The organism is Prochlorococcus marinus str. MIT 9302 (assembly GCF_000759975.1).
In the GTDB taxonomy this organism is placed as follows: domain Bacteria; phylum Cyanobacteriota; class Cyanobacteriia; order PCC-6307; family Cyanobiaceae; genus Prochlorococcus_A; species Prochlorococcus_A marinus_M.
On sequence record NZ_JNAM01000011.1, the window covers coordinates 248263 to 265455 of the forward strand.

Genomic DNA, 17193 nt, shown 5'->3' on the forward strand with positions numbered 1-17193 from the left:
AAATTAAATAAAAAAAAACAATAAATTTATTTTCAATTATAAGAGTTTTACATATATTATTTATCTCCACTATATTCAGTTTCAGTTAATTCATCAAAAAGTAGATCTAAACCGATTAAAACTTTTTCTCTATCTGAAAGATCACCAATTATTCTTCTAACCGGTGGAGGTAAAATTTTAGCTAAGGTTGGGGTTGCCAAAATCTTATCTTCCTCAGCAAGTTGAGGTTGCTTAAGTACATCGATAACCTTCAAGGCATAAACACCTTTGAATTCATTTTCTAGAATTTCTCTTAAAGTATTCAAAGCCCTCATTGAATTAGGAGTATTCCCAGCAACATAGAGTTTTAAGATGTATGTTTTTCTTGCTACCATAATCAAATTTCCTCAAATTGATATAAAAGATTTAATACAACCCTTGACTTATTACACTACAAAATAAGAAAATAAACAAACTATTATGATTGCTCATTTGGCTTAATCAAATTATAAATTTGAGCCTAATAGCGTCCTTAACGTATGACAAATTCAAAAAACTCTTCAAACAATTCTTCTAAAAGTGATGAATTGTATGCAATAGCAGAAACTTCAGGTCAACAATTTTGGTTTGAAGTTAACAGATACTATGACATAGACAGGCTCAATGCGAAAGAGAAAGATAAAATAACACTAGAGAAAGTTTTACTTTTAAAGGATAAAAACTCTATTACTATAGGTAAACCATATATTAAAGATGCAAAAATTGAATTAGAAGTCGTTTCTCATAAAAGAGATAAGAAAATCATTGTGTACAAAATGCGTCCGAAAAAAAAGACAAGACGAAAGATGGGTCACAGACAAGAACTTACTAGAGTTATGGTAAAATCTATATCAGTAGGTAAGAGTGCTCCTAAGTCTCCTTCAAAAAAGGCAACTGTTAAAAAGGAAACTAAACCAAAATCTGAAAAATCTTAAAATTAAAAATTTCTAATGGCACATAAAAAAGGAACAGGTTCTACAAGAAACGGTAGAGATTCAAATTCCAAAAGACTTGGTGTAAAAGCTTATGGTGGAGAAAAAGTAACCGCTGGATCAATTTTAATTCGCCAAAGAGGTACATCCTTTTTACCCGGAATCAATGTTGGCAAAGGCAAAGATGATACCCTTTTTGCACTCAAAGAAGGAACCGTAAGTTTCGAAAGCATTAAAAGAAATTTAAGAAATAGAAAAAGAGTTAATATAGTTATCTGATTTTTTTATATGCTCTTGTGGTTATGAGAATAGGATGAAAAACTTCTAAAAAATTTGATTGAAGTGTCTTAAAAAAATTGTCTATAATTTGGCTATCGTCGATGTGGAATGGATATTCATTTTTTTCTCCTTTAAAAAAATACCAATTGAACAAAGCGATAGAATTACAATCCATGGTCTCATTGAAAATCTCAATTTGAGAAGCTGGATCTGCAAGATGCTCTAAAACGTCAAGACAAATTATCGTATCAAATTTAGATATTTGTGCATCTTTAATTGTCCTGCAAAAAGTAAGCTTTTTTTCAACTCCTAATTCCTTGGCCCTATATTCGACAAATTGTCTATTTGTTTTATTAATATCCACAAAAAAAACATGCTCAACGTTTGAGGACATAGCATTAGCTAAGGCATGCGTTCCAATGCCTCCTCCAAAATCTAAAACCAAATCTGTAGAAAATCTCTGCTGAAGTTTTAAAGTATCAGCGATATAATCCTTACTTGTAATATGCCAAGCAGCTAAATCAGCTAAATGCCTATCTCCAACAATCTCAGTATAAAAATCTGAAACATCACTTAGAGCATCTCCGGGATGTAAATTTGCTAAATTCATCTTCGCATTTGAGAGGAATCCATCTAAATCACATTCTTTAATAGATAAGAATTCCATTAAATGTGATTTCAAATTAAAAGCATTATCTAAAAACTCACTTAATATAAAACTATCTTTTTTCAATTTCTTAATTTTAATTTCCAATACAAAAATCATAGGATGTGAATAAATCTTTCTCAAAGTATTCTTAATATTAAAAATGAAAACTAAAGATGGATTCTTAGTAATTAATAAAGATAAAGGCTTTACCTCTCATGATTGTGTTAAACAAATAAGGAAGTTACTAAATACAAAAAAAGTTGGGCATACAGGGACTCTTGATCCAGAGGTGACAGGAACATTACCAATCGCAATAGGAAGTGCAACAAGATTTATTCAATATCTTCCTCAAGGTAAAACTTATATTGGACAAATTAAATTAGGGATAAGAACTAACACTGATGATATTCATGGAGAAATAATCAATCAGAAAAATTGGCCCAAAATCAGTGATGATAAATTAGATCAATATTTAGATAAATTTAGAGGCATAATTAAACAAACCCCCCCAAAAGTATCCAGCATACATGTCAATGGTGAGAGAGCTTATAAAAAGTTTTTTAATAATGAAAATTTTGAATTAGCGCCAAGAGAAGTAAAAATAGATGAGCTTATTTTAATAAAATGGGACCAAATAAACGGAATCATAGAAATAAAAATCAAATGTTCCAGTGGTACATATATAAGGTCAATTGCAAGAGATTTAGGAAAAATTCTCAATTCCGAGGGTTGCCTTCTTCAACTAAAAAGAATTTCAGCTTGTGGCTTTAATGAACAACATTCCATAAAAATATCAGATATGGAAAAAGAAAAAAATAAAACTTCAAATCTTATTATTCCAACAATTTCTGCTCTTAATCACATTTCAACATTAGAATTAAAAAAAGAAGAAGAAATTAATTTTTGGCAAACTGGAAGAGCGATTAAAGTTGATATTAATTACTTAAATAAAAGTAAAACTTTTAATTTTAAGAAACCTATAAAGTTAGTAGACCAAAGAAAAGCTCTTCTTGGTATAGGTTTTTTTAATAAAGAACAAACTTATATAAATCCAAAATTGGTCCTTAATGCAAAATAATTTTTATAAAAAATATTTTTTAAACGGTTTTATTTCAACTCCCTTATAAAAATGTTTTAAGATGGCATTTGCTTTTTGTCCCTTATTCGCCATATATTTAGCACCCCATTGACTCATCCCCACACCGTGACCAGATCCATATCCCGAAACTACTAAAATCTTCTCTGAAGATGATGAAGTAAGAGAATTTCTTGGAACTAATAATCTTTGACCTATATTTATTATTGATGAATTTTTAATCTTATTTAAGGCAACTATTTCCTCAACACTTACATCATATTGATCAGCTATTACTATCAAGGTATCTCCCACTCGAACAATATGGGTAAGAGATTCATTCCCTGATGAATTTGTTGATAATAATTTAGGGATCTCATCACTAGATTTAGTTTCATTATCTTCGATAAATTTAAACCTTACTAAAGTGCTTTTAAGGTTCATTCTTTTTCGAATATCAACTCCTGAAATTTGATCAGTCCCAAAATCACCATGAATTTTTACATTTTTTACTCGACCCGTACTTGTTACATTTAAAATTTCAATTTTTTTAATTCCTCCAATCCTTGGGAATAGTTTTTTCAATTGAGAGTTTGAGAATTTTTTATTCCATCGAAGTTTTGGATTATTTTTATCAAAGTCTTTAACACTAGATAAATATGGATATTTATTTTTCCATACATCTTGGCTATTTTCTGTCATACCAGCAGAACTACTATGAAACAAAGAATTGATTAATTTATTTTTATAGGTCAAAACTAATGATCTTGTGCTATCTACTGCCCTTTTAGTTTTATATGTCCCAGCCTCTAGTCCGATATAGACCTGATTATTATTTGTCGAATCAATATCGTATAGAGGATTTCCTTTTTGCTTCAAAGCATAAGTTCTTGATGCAATAGCTTGAGCCTTTAATGCTTCCAAAGGCCATTTAGCGGGCATTTCTGAACCAACAACACTACCAAGATACTTCTCAATCCCAAGAACATTAACTACCATTATGTCATTATCACGTATGAAAATATTCAACTTACCTGCGTATCTTTTCTGACCAACCCAAATACCTCTTCTATCTGAGGACCTAACTACAAATTTTTCTTCATTTTTCAAGTCAAAGATTTTCTGTTTATTCTTATCAAAAATTAAAGTAGTTCTATTATTTTGTTTTTTTAAAGTTAAGCCTTTAATTTTTTTATTCGAAAATCTTTGACCGCTGATTGATAATGGAATTGATCTATCTGATCTAATTCTAATTTTTTGGTCTTTTAAAATTAAAACATTAATGATAGGTTCTCTTATCGCTGATTCAGTTCGGGTCTGGGGAAAACAAAAAATTAATATGCTTATTAAACAAAATTTATGAGTAGTTTTTATGATCTTTAATATCACTTTGTTTGAAAAACAAATTTTGAAATTGCCTTAGTTTCACTAAAAGTCTAGATTTAATCCAGATAAAAAAACAACAATATCATTATAAGTGAACATCACCTTTCTAGGAACAAGTTCTGGAGTTCCAACCTTAACGAGGAATGTCTCTTCATTAGCTCTTAAACTATCACAATCTTCAGAAGTTTGGCTTTTTGATTGTGGAGAGGGAACACAGCATCAAATCATGAAGAGTAATATTAAATCTTCACAAATCAAGAAGATATTTATTACTCATATGCATGGAGATCATGTTTATGGTTTACCTGGCCTTTTGGCTACCCTAGGTTTATCAGGTAATAGTAATGGTATTGAAATTTATGGTCCTTCAGAATTGCGAGGTTTTATAAATGCTGCACTTAATAGTAGTTTTTGTAAATTGTCGTTTCCATTGCATTTCGTAGAAGTTGAAAATTTCGCATCAGAAAATAAAATTTTATTTGAAAACAACAAAATAAAAGTAAATTGCGCCTGTCTTAAACATAAAATACCTGCTTATGGTTATCGAGTAAGCGAAAAAGACAAGCCGGGTATATTTGACATCAAAAAGGCAGAATCTATGAATATAGAACCTGGGCCAATCTATTCAGAACTACAACAAGGTAAAAAAGTCATGTTGGCAGATGGGAGGTCATTTGATGGGAAAGAGTTCTGTGGACCTCCTAGGAAGGGTGAAAGTTTTGTTTATTGCACAGATACTGTCTTTAGCAAATCAGCAGTATCATTATCAAAAAATGCCGATTTACTCGTACATGAATCGACATTTTCAGAGGAGGATGAGAGCATGGCCTACGAAAAATTACATTCCACAACAATAATGGCTGCTAAAACAGCATTATTATCTAATGCAAAAAAATTACTTATTACCCATTTAAGTCCAAGATATACTAATAAAAATTCAATTACCCCAAGCGATTTGCTTAAAGAGGCACAAAAAGTTTTTCCAAATACTCAGCTTGCAAAAGATTTTCTAACTGTAGAAATTAAATAAACTGCAACAGTTCGTTAGCAGGAGCGTTGTAAATGACCAACCCATGAAATAATATTCATAGGTTTATCTATTTGATGTCGATCGAAATGGTTTCTATTTTTTCATCACTAAACAAGTCTTTCAAAAGACTTCTTATTTTTCTTCCATTGATTATTGGTTTACTTCTTAATCCAATCTCTGCAAATGCACTTTATCCCAGTGATCCTTCATCAGTAGATGGATTGAAAGGTAATCTTCATGGACAAGATCTTCAGAATACTGAATATGTAAAATATGATTTATCTGGTCAAGACTTAGGTGAGACTAATCTTCAAGGTGCCTATATGAGTGTTACAACTGCAGCAAATGCTAGTTTCAAAGGTGCCAATATGGACAGCCTAATTGCATATGCAACTCGTTTTGATAACGCTGACCTTTCAAATGCAATCCTTACTAATTCCGATCTATTGAAAAGTTATTTTGATGGAGCAAACATAGATGGAACAGATTTTACTGATTCAAATCTTGATCTATCCCAGAGAAAAGCATTATGTGCAAGGGCAACAGGAACTAATCCAAAAACTGGTGTAGATACTCTAGATAGTCTTGAATGTACTGGTTTAAAGGGCTACATGCCTCCAACTCCTAAAGGCTAAAATATAAATAATTAAGTAATTTCTGGCAACACATTACCAGGTTCTTTTGAACCTGGTTTTTTGCTATACCACCATTCTTGGATATCAGAAGAAAATTTCTTTGAAAAAAGAGTAATTACTGTTTCAAGAGGTTTTGATCCAGGCTCTAAAATCTGAACTGAGTAAGAAGGACATTTTCTTGAAGCCATATCTGCAACAAATCTAGAACCTATTCTTCTCCAACTAGGCTCTTTACTTCTCCAAGCAATCCTTGAACATGGCCAAGGTAACTCTTCCCTATCATAAAGCCTGCAACATGGTCCAATTACCCTGTAACTGTACTGACCGCCATAACTTGATTGAACACTTCCAGTTTTAAAAAATTCAAAGTTATCCATTTTCACAAAAAAAATGCCACCTTAATAGAGGGTGGCAGATAAGTAATAAATTATCAACTTAAATAAGTTAATTTTTTATAATTAATACAATTCTTCCTCAGCATGAGTTGTGATTGTTACATCAGATGTTGGATAAGCAACACAAGTAAGTACAAAACCAGCTTCTAATTGATCATCATCCAAGAAACTCTGATCTGATTGATCGACACTTCCTGAAGTGACTTTACCAGCACATGTTGAGCAAGCTCCTGCTCTGCATGAATAAGGAAGATCGATACCTTGTTCCTCAGCAGCATCGAGGATGTATTGATCATCGGGAACTTCAATAGTTGAATTTAGACCCTCACCTTCGTTGATGAGTGTAACTTTGTAAGAAGCCATTTAAATAAAAAAATTGTTGGTAGTTAATACCTATCAAATACATTTTTAACATTGATTTAGTCGATATGGGGGTTTTTGAAGTAAAAAATGACACAATAAAATGTATTAAAGAGTATGCATAAGAAAAACTTATACTTAGATTGGATTGCTGGCTTTTTGCGCGGAAATGCAAGCCCAATCTTTTTTAGATGATACATCCAACAATTTCAAATTATTTTGAATTAATATTTTTATAATTTCATCTTTTTGTGAATTCAAAATTCCACTGAAAACGACTTTCCCATTATTTCTCAAACACTTATAAATATTTGGAATCATTTCTTTAATTACTTCAGCAAGAATATTGCATAAAACAAAATCGAATTTTTTGAGTTGATATTTAAAAAATACTTCATTAAAAGATCCTAAATATGTGTTTAGGTTATTTAAATTTCCGAAATTTAGTTGAAAATTAGAGTTAGTAGAATTTATAGCTAAATAATCATTATCAACTGCATAAACCTCTTTAGCTCCTAGTAATCTTGCTGCGATGCTCAAAATACCGCTACCACTACCAATATCTAATACCTTTTTATCAGAAAATAAAATATTCTCCATTTTTTCTAAACATAGATACGTCGAAGGGTGACTACCAGTACCAAAGGCTGCTCCGGGATCGATTTTTATGATTTGTTTATCCTTATATTTTTCATTCAGATTTATCCAACAAGGCAATATTAAAAAATTATTTCCCACAAATTCAGGGGCCCAATATTTCTTCCAACTTGTTAACCAATCCTCCTCTTTTATAATACTCCAGCAAAAAAATTGATCCTTAGAGTCATTAATGTTTAGAAGCTTGTTAATTATTTTTTCAAAATCACTTCTAGAACTTTCGTCCCATTCATCAATTGGAAGCCATATATTCACTTCTTTTTTATTTTCAGTTTTTATAAAATATTCAAATGAAAAACTAAAAATTCCTAGCTCATTTAATTTCCAAATAATAATTTCTTCTGCATCACTTTCTATCTGAAAGGTTAGTTTATACCAATCTTTAATTGCCATTATTTATATAGAGTAAGACTTTTTATAAAGTAACTGGATTAGCGCTAGTAATTCCCTCTACTTCAATAATGGTATCAAGCAACTTATTAGGTATTGGATCATCAATACTTAGAACCATTACAGCTTCTCCTCTAACAATTTTGCGCCCAACTTGCATAGAGGCAATATTTACATTATTACTACCTAATAAAGACCCCAGTTTACCAATAATACCAGGCATATCTCTATGCCTAGTAACCAACATATATCTGCTTGGTGATACGTTAACTGGATATTGATCAATACTAATAATTCTTAATTCTCCATCAGCAAAAATACTTCCTGCTACGCTATGGTCACCATTATCTCCATAAGTAGATAACTGAAGAGATCCACTAGCAAATTCAGGTCTTGCCTCATCTTTACTCTCAACCACTGAAATGCCTCTAGATTCTGCTTCTAGCGAAGCATTCACATAATTTATCCTATCTCCCAAAGCCTTACTTAGTAGGCCTTTTAAACTAGCTATTATTAATGGCTGGGAAGGATGTTGAACAAATTCACCTTGAAGCTTTACCTCTAGTTTCTGTATCTGTCCGCCTGAAAGCTGGCTTATAAGCAGACCCATTGTTTCAGCCAACTGCAAATGAGGTTTTAGGCTATCCATAATATCAGGGCTCAAACCTGGAATATTTACAGCGGTTCGAGCTGACAAACCAAGTAAAACGTCTCTGATTTGTTCGGCAACATCAACAGCTACATTTACTTGTGCTTCTCTAGTAGATGCTCCTAAATGAGGAGTAAGAATAAGATTCTTTTCAACTTTCAGAAGTGGTGAATTAGATTCCAAAGGTTCTTTAGAAAAAACATCTATTGCTGCTCCTCCAATCAAGGATTTATTTAAAGCTTCTGCTAAAGCTTCTTCGTCAATTAAACCTCCTCGAGCACAATTAATTAATTTTGCGCTACTTTTCATACTTTTAAGCACTTCCATATTTACTAAATTCTCTGTCTCTCGTGTGCGAGGCAAATGCAAAGTTACATAATCAGATTGTTGGAATAAGTCCTCTAGTTCAGATAGTTTAACTTGTATTTGCTGAGCTCTTTCAGTGGAAACAAAAGGATCATATCCGTAAACATCCATTCCTAATGAATTAGCAACTTTCGCTACATGAGCACCAATTTTCCCTAAACCTACCACTCCTAATTTTTTCTTATAAAGCTCATTCCCAACAAATTTCTTTCTCTCCCATTTACCTAACAAAGTACTACTATTAGCAATTGGAATATGTCTAGATAATGCCAACATCATAGCTATGGTGTGTTCAGCAGCAGCAATAGTGTTTCCCCCTGGGGAATTAACAACAAGAACTCCTTTTTGTGTAGCAGCTTTAACATCTACATTATCAACTCCTACTCCTGCTCTTCCAATAATTCTCAGTTTATTTGAAGAGTTAATAATTTCTTCAGTCACTTGAGTGCCAGATCGTATCATTAGGGCATCATATTCTTTAATAATTGATGTTAACTCAGAGTTTGAGATCCCTATCCTCTGATCAACCTGAGCAACTTGTGAAAGAATATCTATTCCTGTTTGATCAATTGGATCTGTAATGAGAACTTTTGTCATTTAAGATTGGTTCTTTAATCTTTTACTTTAACTTAATCTATAGTGTATGTATCTTATTTTATTAATTTGAATAACACACAAACAATTGAGGATTAAAATTTGACTAAAAGTATTGTTATATATGAAGACATTGATAAATGTATCCAGCTATTTAATGTTTTCCAAGAAAAATCAGTAATGCTCTCTGAAGCTATTTTGATCCCACCAAAAAGTGAGAAAATATCAGCGGATGAAACCGAATTGCTAAATACAAAAGCAAATATTTTATTCAAATCTCAAAAATTTGAAGATATAAGAATTTTAAATCCTAAACTTGATAGAAAGATTAGACAAAAAGATATGAGTAGATGGCTAATGCCATTTGGTTTTATAACTGGAATAGCTTTTTCCAATATGACAAATTTAGCTACTTTCAGCTTTCTTGGTTTAAATAACATCGGGGAATCCTTAATTGGAGGTCTTCTGGGAATGGGTTCAGGATATTTAGGAAGCGTGGTTTCTTCTGCAAGTATTAACATTAATAGAAATAAAGAGTTGAGATCAATTATCAACTTAAATAAAGAGGGTAAATGGCTTGTTCTGCTTGAAAATCAAATTGGGACTGAATTACCTTGGGCTTTAATAAAACAATCAGAAGCAAAAGATATAATTTTTTTGGAAGGCTAAATGATTGACTTAAAAGAAATCTTAATAAATTCAAACTACAAAAAAGAAACTGAGGAATTAATAAATATCGCCAACTATGCTTACAAAAACTGGGAAACTTATTGGACTGGATTCAATTCAACCTATATTTGCGAAGAGATTTTAAAAGATTTTGAAAATTTAAATGATTTCAAATTTTTTGTTTATGGAGGATTCTCCTCTTCTCAAAGATCGAAAATAGCTTGCTCTAGAGGAGATAACATTCTTGAAGAGGATGCGCTAGAAAGCAATTTTCCAGCACAAGGAATAAAAATTATTGGTAATTTTTTATTTGATAATGCTAAACAAGACGACTTTAGATCCCTATTAATTGAAAATGGGGTAACTGAAAAAAAAATAGGAGATATATGGACTATTGGCGATAGGGGGGCGCAAGGAATAATTGACGATTTAGATATTGAGTTTCTAAATGAAAAGTCTTTTTATTTGAGAGACGTAAAAGTAAAAATCAATTTGTTGGGTATAGATGAATTACAAATACCTACTGGAAGATTAAAAAAAATTATTAACACAGTAGAAGCTTCAACAAGATTAGACGCTATAGCTTCAGCAGGCTTTAGGATATCAAGAAGCAAAATTATTGAAAGAATAAAAAATGGAATGCTTAGATTAAATGGTAGTAAAATTAATAAGCCAACTATTAATCTAAAAATTGGCGATAAACTACAACTTGAAAACAAAGGATTTATCGAGATTCTAAATTTAGAAGTCACCAAAAGAGAAAGATGGAAAGTTAAATTACTTAGAAAATGAAACTCAACCTGCTATTTTCTTATAAGGGGGATTAAAAAATCCTCAAATTGGGCGATTAGCTCAGTGGTAGAGCACTACCTCGACACGGTAGTGGCCACTGGTTCGAATCCAGTATCGCCCATCAAACTTTTTGAAGACTTAGTTTATATCCACAGAAAATAATTTCATTTTTTAGATTATTTAAAAAAAATGAAACTTAATCAAATAATTAATCTTCATAAGGGACTAACTGCATTTGTAGTATTAGGACTTATGGTATTTTATGATAATTTTACAATCGGTCCTTACGTTTATTTAGCTCTTCATGGGACATATGGATTACTTTGGTTGCTTAAAGAAAAGATATTTCCGGATCCTTATTTTAAAGAAAAAATAAATTTTTTAACTTCAATTACTGGTTTTATTTTTCTAGGAAGTTACTGGATTGCTCCTTTCATTCTAATCTCATCTCAGAAGTCTATTCCAAATATCGTAATAGCTACATCTATATCTATAAATATAATTGGTGTGTTTTTACACTTTGCTAGTGATGCTCAAAAATATTTTTCTCTTAAATTAAAAAAAGATTTAATTAAAGAAGGATTTTTCAAAAATGTAAGGAATACCAATTATCTAGGAGAAATACTAATTTATCTATCATTCGCCATCCTTTCAATGAATTTCATTCCATTTGCAATTCTTGCAATATTTTTCTTTATAGTTTTTCTGCCAAGAATGATAAAAAAGGATAAATCGCTCACAAAATACGATTCATTTGAAGATTACAAGAAAAAAACTGGTCTTCTTCTACCTAAATTAAATGCTTGAAAACAACTTACCAAGTTGGAGACAAGATTTAAAATCCTCTCGAAAAAAAGAGGGTAAATTACCTTCTAATAGATGGATTCAGCTTGCGACAGTTAGCGTTAGAAATGAGCCTAGATTAAGAACAGTTGTATTCAGAGGATGGAATAAAGATAGTTCAATGATTATCTTTTCAGATAGAAGAAGTGAGAAAATTGAGCATTTAAAATCCAACCCTAATGCAGAAATATTATGGTTTTTTTTTAAAACCAAATCACAATATAGATTAAAAGGAAAAATAAGTGAGTTAAGTGATAATAAAAATTATTGGGATACATTATCTGAAAAATCAAAATCTTCTTGGTTCTGGGGATCTCCTGGAGAGAAAATCAACCAAAAATTGGACTCTGCTTATGAGATATCATCCAATCTACCCAAGTCAGAAAATTTTATAGTTCTAAATTTTGAAATAGATTCAGTAGATCTTCTTAAATTAGAAAAGCCTATTCATAAAAGATATCTATGGGAAAAGAAATATAAATGGGAAAAAAAAGAAATTAATCCATAGAATATTTCTAAATTGTATATTTAGGTTGAAAAAGATTTAGTGATCAGTCAGTTTAAAAAAAGAAGTTTTATTGATATGAATTTCTCAAGAATTACAGATAACCCTTTTATTTTTTTATCTTGGGTCACAGCCATAGGTCTTTTTATAAGTCTTACTGAAGCTACGATTAAGATAAAACTAGAGAAGAGGAACTTATATCGTAAAAAAATAGAACTAATTAAAAGTCTTTATCCCAAAAAGTTAGTTTGAAATATCTGAAAGAATATTTGACTGAAGATATTTGATCAAACCACCTTTATTAGTTCCATCTTTTATTTCAGACTCCTTAGAAGAGGGTTTTACTTTTGTTGTAGATATACTCTCTACTGTATCTTCTGATTTAAGGATTCTAATAATAACTTCATCCAAAGAAAAATTACCAGGCCCTGATAAAGCAATTGAAGTTGCTGAAGCAAAATACAAAAGTAAAAGCTCTAGTAGGAAAATATTAAACCCTGAAGTAACAAGTGCATGATATATGGCGACAGAAATTGTTCCAACAATAGCTAAGGCTCCGAATCTTGTAGCCAAACCGATTATTAATAACCAACTACCACCTATCTCCGAAAATGCTGCCATGTATGATAAAAAAATCGGGAATGGAAGATGCAGTGGTCTCACAAATGCATCAGCAAAATTTTCTATATTTGCTAATTTTTCATAACCGTGGTGAATGAGCACAGTACCAGTAATAACTCTAAGAATTAATAAAGCTGTATCTTTGCTAAACGACTTTGTGAGAATTGTTGAAAGCACTATAAAAAAATTATCCTTAAGTAAAAATAACTAGTCACAGATTCCATCGTGGATTAAACAGCAAAAGTCATAACTAATTAAGTATTTATACTTAATTTGCTAAAGAATTCTTTTTCTAGTGAAGAATTTACCTAAGTTAAAAATTATTTTTTGAATAATTTTCGAATATCATTTGATTTATTTTGGGAATGTTTTTTTTAAAGTTAAAGAAGCCTTTTGTAGCAAACTTCCACGCGCATAAATCTTCATCCCTTACGAGATTAACTATTTTTTTATTGTGTAAATTTTTAAACTCAATTATAAAGTCATAATTTTCTCCCACTCCAGGATAAATAATGTCTATTTGATTAATAATCTTAAAAGTAAGTTCTAGTGAATGAGGATCAATCTGTACAACATTATCAAATTGCTCTACAAATTCAGAGACCAATTTTTGTTTAAATTTCAAAACAGATTCAGACAATTTAATTTGTCTATGTTCATTTTTTAAAAGAATAATGTAGACCTTTTTATAGCTTGGAAGTAAATTTTTAAGAGTTGCAATGTGCAGATCATTTTCAAACAAAATCAAATTATCCGATTTCGGATCCATATTATTTTTGTAAATCTCATCTTGTAATGGAATTTGACTCGATTCCTCAAGAAAAATTTGTTTGTTATTTATTTTTTTTACATTAAATCTATTATTTGAAAATTTTCTGAGGTTTGAAGGTGAGAAAAGATACTGCTTTCCTTTAGTTTGCAATCCTGCGACCCATCTCCAACTAAGTAGATTAGATGCAGCATCACCGTCAAACAGATATTTAAAGAAAAACTTTGATCCTAATTGCCATGGAAGACCTAAATTAAATATCCAAGTACTCGCAAACCACATCCTTGTATGATTATGCAAATAGTTATAGTGCTTTAATTCAAGCACCCAAGAGTTAAAAAAATCTAATTCTGTATGACCATTAATTGCTCTTTCATATAGGTCATGATCATAATCAAGATTTTTTTCTGAAATAAAATTTTTCCAAACTTTCGGTCTATTTTCCATCCAACCTTTCCAGTAAACTCTCCAAAATATTTCTTCGATAAACTTACTTGGATTGTTGACTTTATATTTACTTTTAATATCATTTATCAGGTCATATTCCAATAATATTCTGTGAGTGACAAATGGTGATAATTTTGAAACTGAACCTTCATTATTTGGTCCAAAATCAAAATTTCTTAACTTTGCATAATCATTAATTTTGTATTTTGCAAAGTTTTCCCAAAGATTTTGAGCTTCTAATAAAAATGACATTTTTTTGATAACTATAAAAATATTTTTTATTGATTGAAAGAAATTTTAAAAATTTAGAGGTTAAATTTAGCTCACGATACTGAATTCAATTATTTACAGTAACTAAGTAAACAAGTTTTCATTAAATTTCAAAACAATTTGCAGGATTACTAAATGACTGCCACTATTTCTAGACCTACAATTTCTAATTGGGAAACATCTGATATCCCTAATCTTACTGGAAAAACTGCACTTATTACTGGCGCAAATAGTGGCCTTGGATATTACACGGCAAAGGCCTTATCCGAAAAAAATGCCCATGTAATAGTTTCTTGCAGATCGCTAGATAAAGCTAATCAATCTATTAAAAAGCTTAGAGCTTCAAATCCTGAAGGAATATTTACTCCACTTGAATTAGATTTATCAGATTTAAATAATGTTGTTGAAGTTCAACCCAAAATTATTGATGATTTTGAAAATCTAGATTTACTAATCAATAATGCTGGCATAATGCATCCGCCTAAAACACTTAGTGCCCAAGGATATGAAATACAATTTGCAGTTAATCATTTAGCTCATATGCTTTTAACCCTTAAGCTTCTTCCAATTATTGAAAAAAAGGAGGAATCGAGAATAGTAACGGTTACTTCTGGAGCACAATTTTTTGGCAAAGTTGGTTGGGGGAATCTGAGAGCAGAGAACTATTACAACAAATGGGAATCTTACTCCAATAGCAAATTGGCAAATGTAATGTTCGCTTTGGAACTAAATGAGAACTTAAAACACAAAAATATACTTTCTTTAGCTGCTCACCCAGGAATAGCAAAAACAAATCTTTTTACTGCTCAAAAACCTAAACCTAGTCCAATAGAAACATTCTCCATGGAATTATTTAGCCCTATTTTTCAATCCGCAGAAATGGGTGCTTTACCTCAACTTTTTGCAGCTACTTCTCCAGATGCAAAAGGCGGGGATCATTATGGTCCTAAATTTAATTTTAGAGGTCATCCAAAACTATCCCCTACTTCTCCTTTTGCAATTAATAAAAAAGAAAGAAAAAATTTATGGAAAAAAAGCCTTGAAATACTGAGTAATTTCTTATAAATTTTTCATTTTTACTAACTTTAGAAAATACTTCAAGATATGTAACTCACTCTCTGAGAGCTTCATAAATTCTGTTAAGGCATCATAATTTTTTTCATCAATTTTTTTTGATAATTGAATAAAACTATCATGGTTTTCATTAACAAATCGCTCAGCAATCTGAGATGGGGTCAAACCCTTTTCTATTAATTCACCTGGAGCATTTTTCTCCCACCTTTCATAAAACCAAGAGAACCAATATTTTGCAGTATTATCTTCCATTAATTAACTTTTATATTGGGAATTCTTGAAATAGTAAATAGTGATCTCATGATTGAATTAACCATCAAAGACATTTAATATAAATGCAATTATAAATTTAATGATAGATAATAATCATTTAAGTAAAAGAAAAAATATTAATCTTGTAATTGGATTAGGGAAATCTGGATTTTGGGCTGCCAAGTATTTGAGAAGCATCGATAAGAGAGTAATTGTTTGGGAAAGTAAAGATGGGAAAGAATTCTTAGAAAAAAAAACAGAATTGGAGGAACTTAATATATTAGTTTCTCTTAATAAAGAATTTGTATTTAAAGAAATTGATCCCTTTGTAAAAGAGATTGAATCTGTTGTTGTAAGTCCATCAGTACCTTATGAACATGAAACTATTATTAAATTAAAAAAAAAGGGAATAAAAGTAATTGGAGAAATTAATGTTGCATGGGAAATTTTAAAAGACACAAATTGGATAGGTATTACTGGCACTAATGGTAAGACTACTGTTACTCATTTACTAAGTCATATTCTCTGCCAGAATGAATTATGTGCACCTTTTGCTGGAAATATTGGCACACCCTTATGTAAATATGCTTACTCCAAAAAACACGAACAAATTGACTGGATTGTAGCTGAATTAAGCAGTTATCAAATAGAAATATCTCCAGAAGTAAAACCTAATATTGGAATCTGGACAACCTTCACAGAAGATCATCTTGAAAGACACAAAACACTTGAAAACTATTTCAACATAAAAAAAAGCTTGCTAGAAAAATCAGATTTTAGAATTTATAATTATGACGATGAAAATCTAAGAAATCACTATATTTCGCTATCAAAAGGGATTTGGATAACAACTAGTTTAGATAAATCAAATATCATTCAATGCGATTATTGGATAGATGATCAAGCATTCATTATTGAGAGAGGAAAGAGACTATTCAAACTTGAACATTTCTCTTTAAAAGGAACGCATAATCTTCAAAATCTTCTATTAGTAATAGCAGCAGCAAGAAAAGTTGGATTGTCTGGAAAGAAGATTAAAGATTCTTTATCTAATTACAAACAATTACAGCATAGGATGGAAACAATTTACAAAAATAATGATCTGGAAATAATTAATGATAGTAAAGCTACGAATTTTGATTCATCTATTGCAGGAATAAATTCAATTGAAGGTCAAATAATAATAATTTCTGGAGGCAGATTAAAAGGAAATAAATACACTGAATGGATAAAAGTTTTAAAGAAAAAAGTTAAATGTGTTTTTCTTTTTGGAGAAAGCTCAAAAGTCCTAAAAATGGCACTTATAAATGAAGGATTTAATAAAGATATTTTTGAATTTTCAGAACTCAAAGAGCTTTTAAATTTTGTTTTTCAATATTTACAAAATAATAAGTGTGGAACATTATTATTCTCACCTTCCTGTTCGAGTTTTGATCAATTTAAAAATTATGAAGAGCGAGGAGATCATTTCAAGAAACTAGTAAGTAAAAAATTAAAGGTTAATTAATAAAGGTTTTATTTAAATATCATTAAGTT

The 17193-nt window shown here is 30.6% G+C and carries 21 protein-coding genes and 1 tRNA gene; 12 read left to right on the top strand and 10 right to left on the bottom strand.

From position 1 onward, the window contains the following. Nucleotides 1-56: 56 nt before the first annotated feature. Complete coding sequence (gene kaiB, locus EU96_RS01535) at nt 57-374, bottom strand: circadian clock protein KaiB (protein ID WP_032527279.1); 318 nt, start codon at nt 372-374, stop codon at nt 57-59. A 144-nt stretch (nt 375-518) separates the two neighbouring features. Here kaiB and rplU point away from each other — a divergent pair, with 144 nt between their 5' ends. After that, on the top strand, nt 519-953 hold the full coding sequence (gene rplU, locus EU96_RS0109420) for a 50S ribosomal protein L21 (RefSeq protein WP_032527280.1): 435 nt from the start codon (nt 519-521) through the stop codon (nt 951-953). A 15-nt stretch (nt 954-968) separates the two neighbouring features. Continuing rightward, on the top strand, nt 969-1229 hold the full coding sequence (rpmA, locus tag EU96_RS01530; protein WP_011863458.1) for a 50S ribosomal protein L27: 261 nt from the start codon (nt 969-971) through the stop codon (nt 1227-1229). Here rpmA and EU96_RS01525 read toward each other — a convergent pair. Beyond that, a complete protein-coding gene (locus EU96_RS01525; RefSeq protein WP_080735254.1) occupies nt 1222-1896 on the bottom strand; it encodes a class I SAM-dependent methyltransferase in 675 nt (224 codons plus the stop codon). The two genes, rpmA and EU96_RS01525, sit on opposite strands and share 8 nt — an antisense overlap. A 142-nt stretch (nt 1897-2038) precedes the next feature. On the opposite strand from EU96_RS01525, the gene truB reads away from it, so the two are divergent. Further along, complete coding sequence (gene truB / locus EU96_RS01520) at nt 2039-2956, top strand: tRNA pseudouridine(55) synthase TruB (protein ID WP_032527281.1); 918 nt, start codon at nt 2039-2041, stop codon at nt 2954-2956. Nucleotides 2957-2959: 3 nt separating this feature from the next. Here the strand turns inward: truB and EU96_RS01515 are convergent, their stop codons facing one another. Then, nucleotides 2960-4342: a SpoIID/LytB domain-containing protein gene (locus EU96_RS01515; RefSeq protein WP_052044281.1), complete on the bottom strand. Its 1383-nt coding sequence runs from the start codon at nt 4340-4342 to the stop codon at nt 2960-2962. An 88-nt stretch (nt 4343-4430) separates the two neighbouring features. On the opposite strand from EU96_RS01515, the gene rnz reads away from it, so the two are divergent. Both rnz and EU96_RS01505 read left to right on the top strand, forming a co-directional pair. Further along, complete coding sequence (gene rnz, locus EU96_RS01510) at nt 4431-5369, top strand: ribonuclease Z (RefSeq protein ID WP_032527282.1); 939 nt, start codon at nt 4431-4433, stop codon at nt 5367-5369. Nucleotides 5370-5455: 86 nt separating this feature from the next. After that, nucleotides 5456-6004, top strand: coding sequence for a pentapeptide repeat-containing protein (locus EU96_RS01505; protein WP_032527283.1), 549 nt, complete (start codon nt 5456-5458; stop codon nt 6002-6004). Nucleotides 6005-6015: 11 nt separating this feature from the next. Here the strand turns inward: EU96_RS01505 and EU96_RS01500 are convergent, their stop codons facing one another. The 4 genes from EU96_RS01500 to serA all read right to left on the bottom strand — a co-directional run bounded on the left by EU96_RS01500 (nt 6016) and on the right by serA (nt 9418). Next, complete coding sequence (locus tag EU96_RS01500) at nt 6016-6381, bottom strand: hypothetical protein (RefSeq protein WP_032527284.1); 366 nt, start codon at nt 6379-6381, stop codon at nt 6016-6018. Between the two features lie 81 nt (nt 6382-6462). Continuing rightward, nucleotides 6463-6762, bottom strand: a complete 300-nt coding sequence (locus EU96_RS01495) for a ferredoxin (RefSeq protein WP_032520210.1) — start codon at nt 6760-6762, stop codon at nt 6463-6465. 135 nt (nt 6763-6897) lie between these two features. Then, nucleotides 6898-7809 (bottom strand): 50S ribosomal protein L11 methyltransferase, encoded by a 912-nt coding sequence (prmA, locus tag EU96_RS01490; RefSeq protein ID WP_032527286.1) that lies wholly within the window; start codon nt 7807-7809, stop codon nt 6898-6900. A 22-nt stretch (nt 7810-7831) separates the two neighbouring features. Beyond that, a complete protein-coding gene (gene serA / locus EU96_RS01485; RefSeq protein ID WP_032527287.1) occupies nt 7832-9418 on the bottom strand; it encodes a phosphoglycerate dehydrogenase in 1587 nt (528 codons plus the stop codon). A 99-nt stretch (nt 9419-9517) separates the two neighbouring features. Here serA and EU96_RS01480 point away from each other — a divergent pair, with 99 nt between their 5' ends. The 5 genes from EU96_RS01480 (at nt 9518) to EU96_RS01460 (ending at nt 12227) form a co-directional block, all read left to right on the top strand. After that, the gene (locus EU96_RS01480; RefSeq protein WP_032527288.1) at nt 9518-10084 is read left to right on the top strand and encodes a hypothetical protein; all 567 of its coding nucleotides are present in this window, start codon (nt 9518-9520) and stop codon (nt 10082-10084) included. After that, the gene (locus EU96_RS01475) at nt 10085-10876 is read left to right on the top strand and encodes a photosystem II S4 domain protein (protein WP_032527289.1); all 792 of its coding nucleotides are present in this window, start codon (nt 10085-10087) and stop codon (nt 10874-10876) included. A 49-nt stretch (nt 10877-10925) separates the two neighbouring features. Beyond that, nucleotides 10926-10997, top strand: a tRNA-Val gene (locus EU96_RS01470). Nucleotides 10998-11065: 68 nt separating this feature from the next. Further along, nucleotides 11066-11683, top strand: coding sequence for a methyltransferase family protein (locus EU96_RS01465; RefSeq protein WP_032527291.1), 618 nt, complete (start codon nt 11066-11068; stop codon nt 11681-11683). Beyond that, on the top strand, nt 11676-12227 hold the full coding sequence (locus EU96_RS01460) for a pyridoxamine 5'-phosphate oxidase family protein (RefSeq protein WP_032527292.1): 552 nt from the start codon (nt 11676-11678) through the stop codon (nt 12225-12227). The genes EU96_RS01465 and EU96_RS01460 overlap by 8 nt, the downstream gene beginning before the upstream one ends. 240 nt (nt 12228-12467) lie before the next feature. Here EU96_RS01460 and EU96_RS01450 read toward each other — a convergent pair whose 3' ends face one another. Together EU96_RS01450 and EU96_RS01445 are read right to left on the bottom strand one after the other, a co-directional pair. Further along, nucleotides 12468-13022, bottom strand: coding sequence for a DoxX family protein (locus EU96_RS01450; protein ID WP_032527294.1), 555 nt, complete (start codon nt 13020-13022; stop codon nt 12468-12470). 136 nt (nt 13023-13158) lie between these two features. After that, nucleotides 13159-14313: an FAD-binding domain-containing protein gene (locus EU96_RS01445; RefSeq protein WP_032527295.1), complete on the bottom strand. Its 1155-nt coding sequence runs from the start codon at nt 14311-14313 to the stop codon at nt 13159-13161. 153 nt (nt 14314-14466) lie between these two features. Between EU96_RS01445 and EU96_RS01440 the strand changes: the two genes are divergently transcribed. Then, nucleotides 14467-15396 (top strand): oxidoreductase, encoded by a 930-nt coding sequence (locus EU96_RS01440; protein ID WP_032527296.1) that lies wholly within the window; start codon nt 14467-14469, stop codon nt 15394-15396. Here the strand turns inward: EU96_RS01440 and EU96_RS01435 are convergent. Continuing rightward, complete coding sequence (locus tag EU96_RS01435) at nt 15391-15657, bottom strand: hypothetical protein (protein ID WP_032527297.1); 267 nt, start codon at nt 15655-15657, stop codon at nt 15391-15393. The genes EU96_RS01440 and EU96_RS01435 overlap by 6 nt on opposite strands. Before the next feature lie 100 nt (nt 15658-15757). On the opposite strand from EU96_RS01435, the gene murD reads away from it, so the two are divergent. After that, a complete protein-coding gene (murD, locus tag EU96_RS01430; protein WP_032527298.1) occupies nt 15758-17164 on the top strand; it encodes a UDP-N-acetylmuramoyl-L-alanine--D-glutamate ligase in 1407 nt (468 codons plus the stop codon). Nucleotides 17165-17193 lie beyond the last annotated feature (29 nt).

Bases quoted from the DNA above. Each gene is read 5' to 3' on its own strand.
- kaiB (WP_032527279.1), bottom strand. From the start codon at position 374: ATGGTAGCAAGAAAAACATACATCTTAAAACTCTATGTTGCTGGGAAT.
- rplU (WP_032527280.1), top strand. From the start codon at position 519: ATGACAAATTCAAAAAACTCTTCAAACAATTCTTCTAAAAGTGATGAA.
- rpmA (WP_011863458.1), top strand. From the start codon at position 969: ATGGCACATAAAAAAGGAACAGGTTCTACAAGAAACGGTAGAGATTCA.
- EU96_RS01525 (WP_080735254.1), bottom strand. From the start codon at position 1,896: ATGGAATTCTTATCTATTAAAGAATGTGATTTAGATGGATTCCTCTCA.
- truB (WP_032527281.1), top strand. From the start codon at position 2,039: ATGAAAACTAAAGATGGATTCTTAGTAATTAATAAAGATAAAGGCTTT.
- EU96_RS01505 (WP_032527283.1), top strand. From the start codon at position 5,456: ATGGTTTCTATTTTTTCATCACTAAACAAGTCTTTCAAAAGACTTCTT.
- EU96_RS01500 (WP_032527284.1), bottom strand. From the start codon at position 6,381: ATGGATAACTTTGAATTTTTTAAAACTGGAAGTGTTCAATCAAGTTAT.
- EU96_RS01495 (WP_032520210.1), bottom strand. From the start codon at position 6,762: ATGGCTTCTTACAAAGTTACACTCATCAACGAAGGTGAGGGTCTAAAT.
- prmA (WP_032527286.1), bottom strand. From the start codon at position 7,809: ATGGCAATTAAAGATTGGTATAAACTAACCTTTCAGATAGAAAGTGAT.
- serA (WP_032527287.1), bottom strand. From the start codon at position 9,418: ATGACAAAAGTTCTCATTACAGATCCAATTGATCAAACAGGAATAGAT.
- EU96_RS01475 (WP_032527289.1), top strand. From the start codon at position 10,085: ATGATTGACTTAAAAGAAATCTTAATAAATTCAAACTACAAAAAAGAA.
- EU96_RS01465 (WP_032527291.1), top strand. From the start codon at position 11,066: ATGAAACTTAATCAAATAATTAATCTTCATAAGGGACTAACTGCATTT.
- EU96_RS01460 (WP_032527292.1), top strand. From the start codon at position 11,676: ATGCTTGAAAACAACTTACCAAGTTGGAGACAAGATTTAAAATCCTCT.
- EU96_RS01445 (WP_032527295.1), bottom strand. From the start codon at position 14,313: ATGTCATTTTTATTAGAAGCTCAAAATCTTTGGGAAAACTTTGCAAAA.
- EU96_RS01440 (WP_032527296.1), top strand. From the start codon at position 14,467: ATGACTGCCACTATTTCTAGACCTACAATTTCTAATTGGGAAACATCT.
- EU96_RS01435 (WP_032527297.1), bottom strand. From the start codon at position 15,657: ATGGAAGATAATACTGCAAAATATTGGTTCTCTTGGTTTTATGAAAGG.
- murD (WP_032527298.1), top strand. From the start codon at position 15,758: ATGATAGATAATAATCATTTAAGTAAAAGAAAAAATATTAATCTTGTA.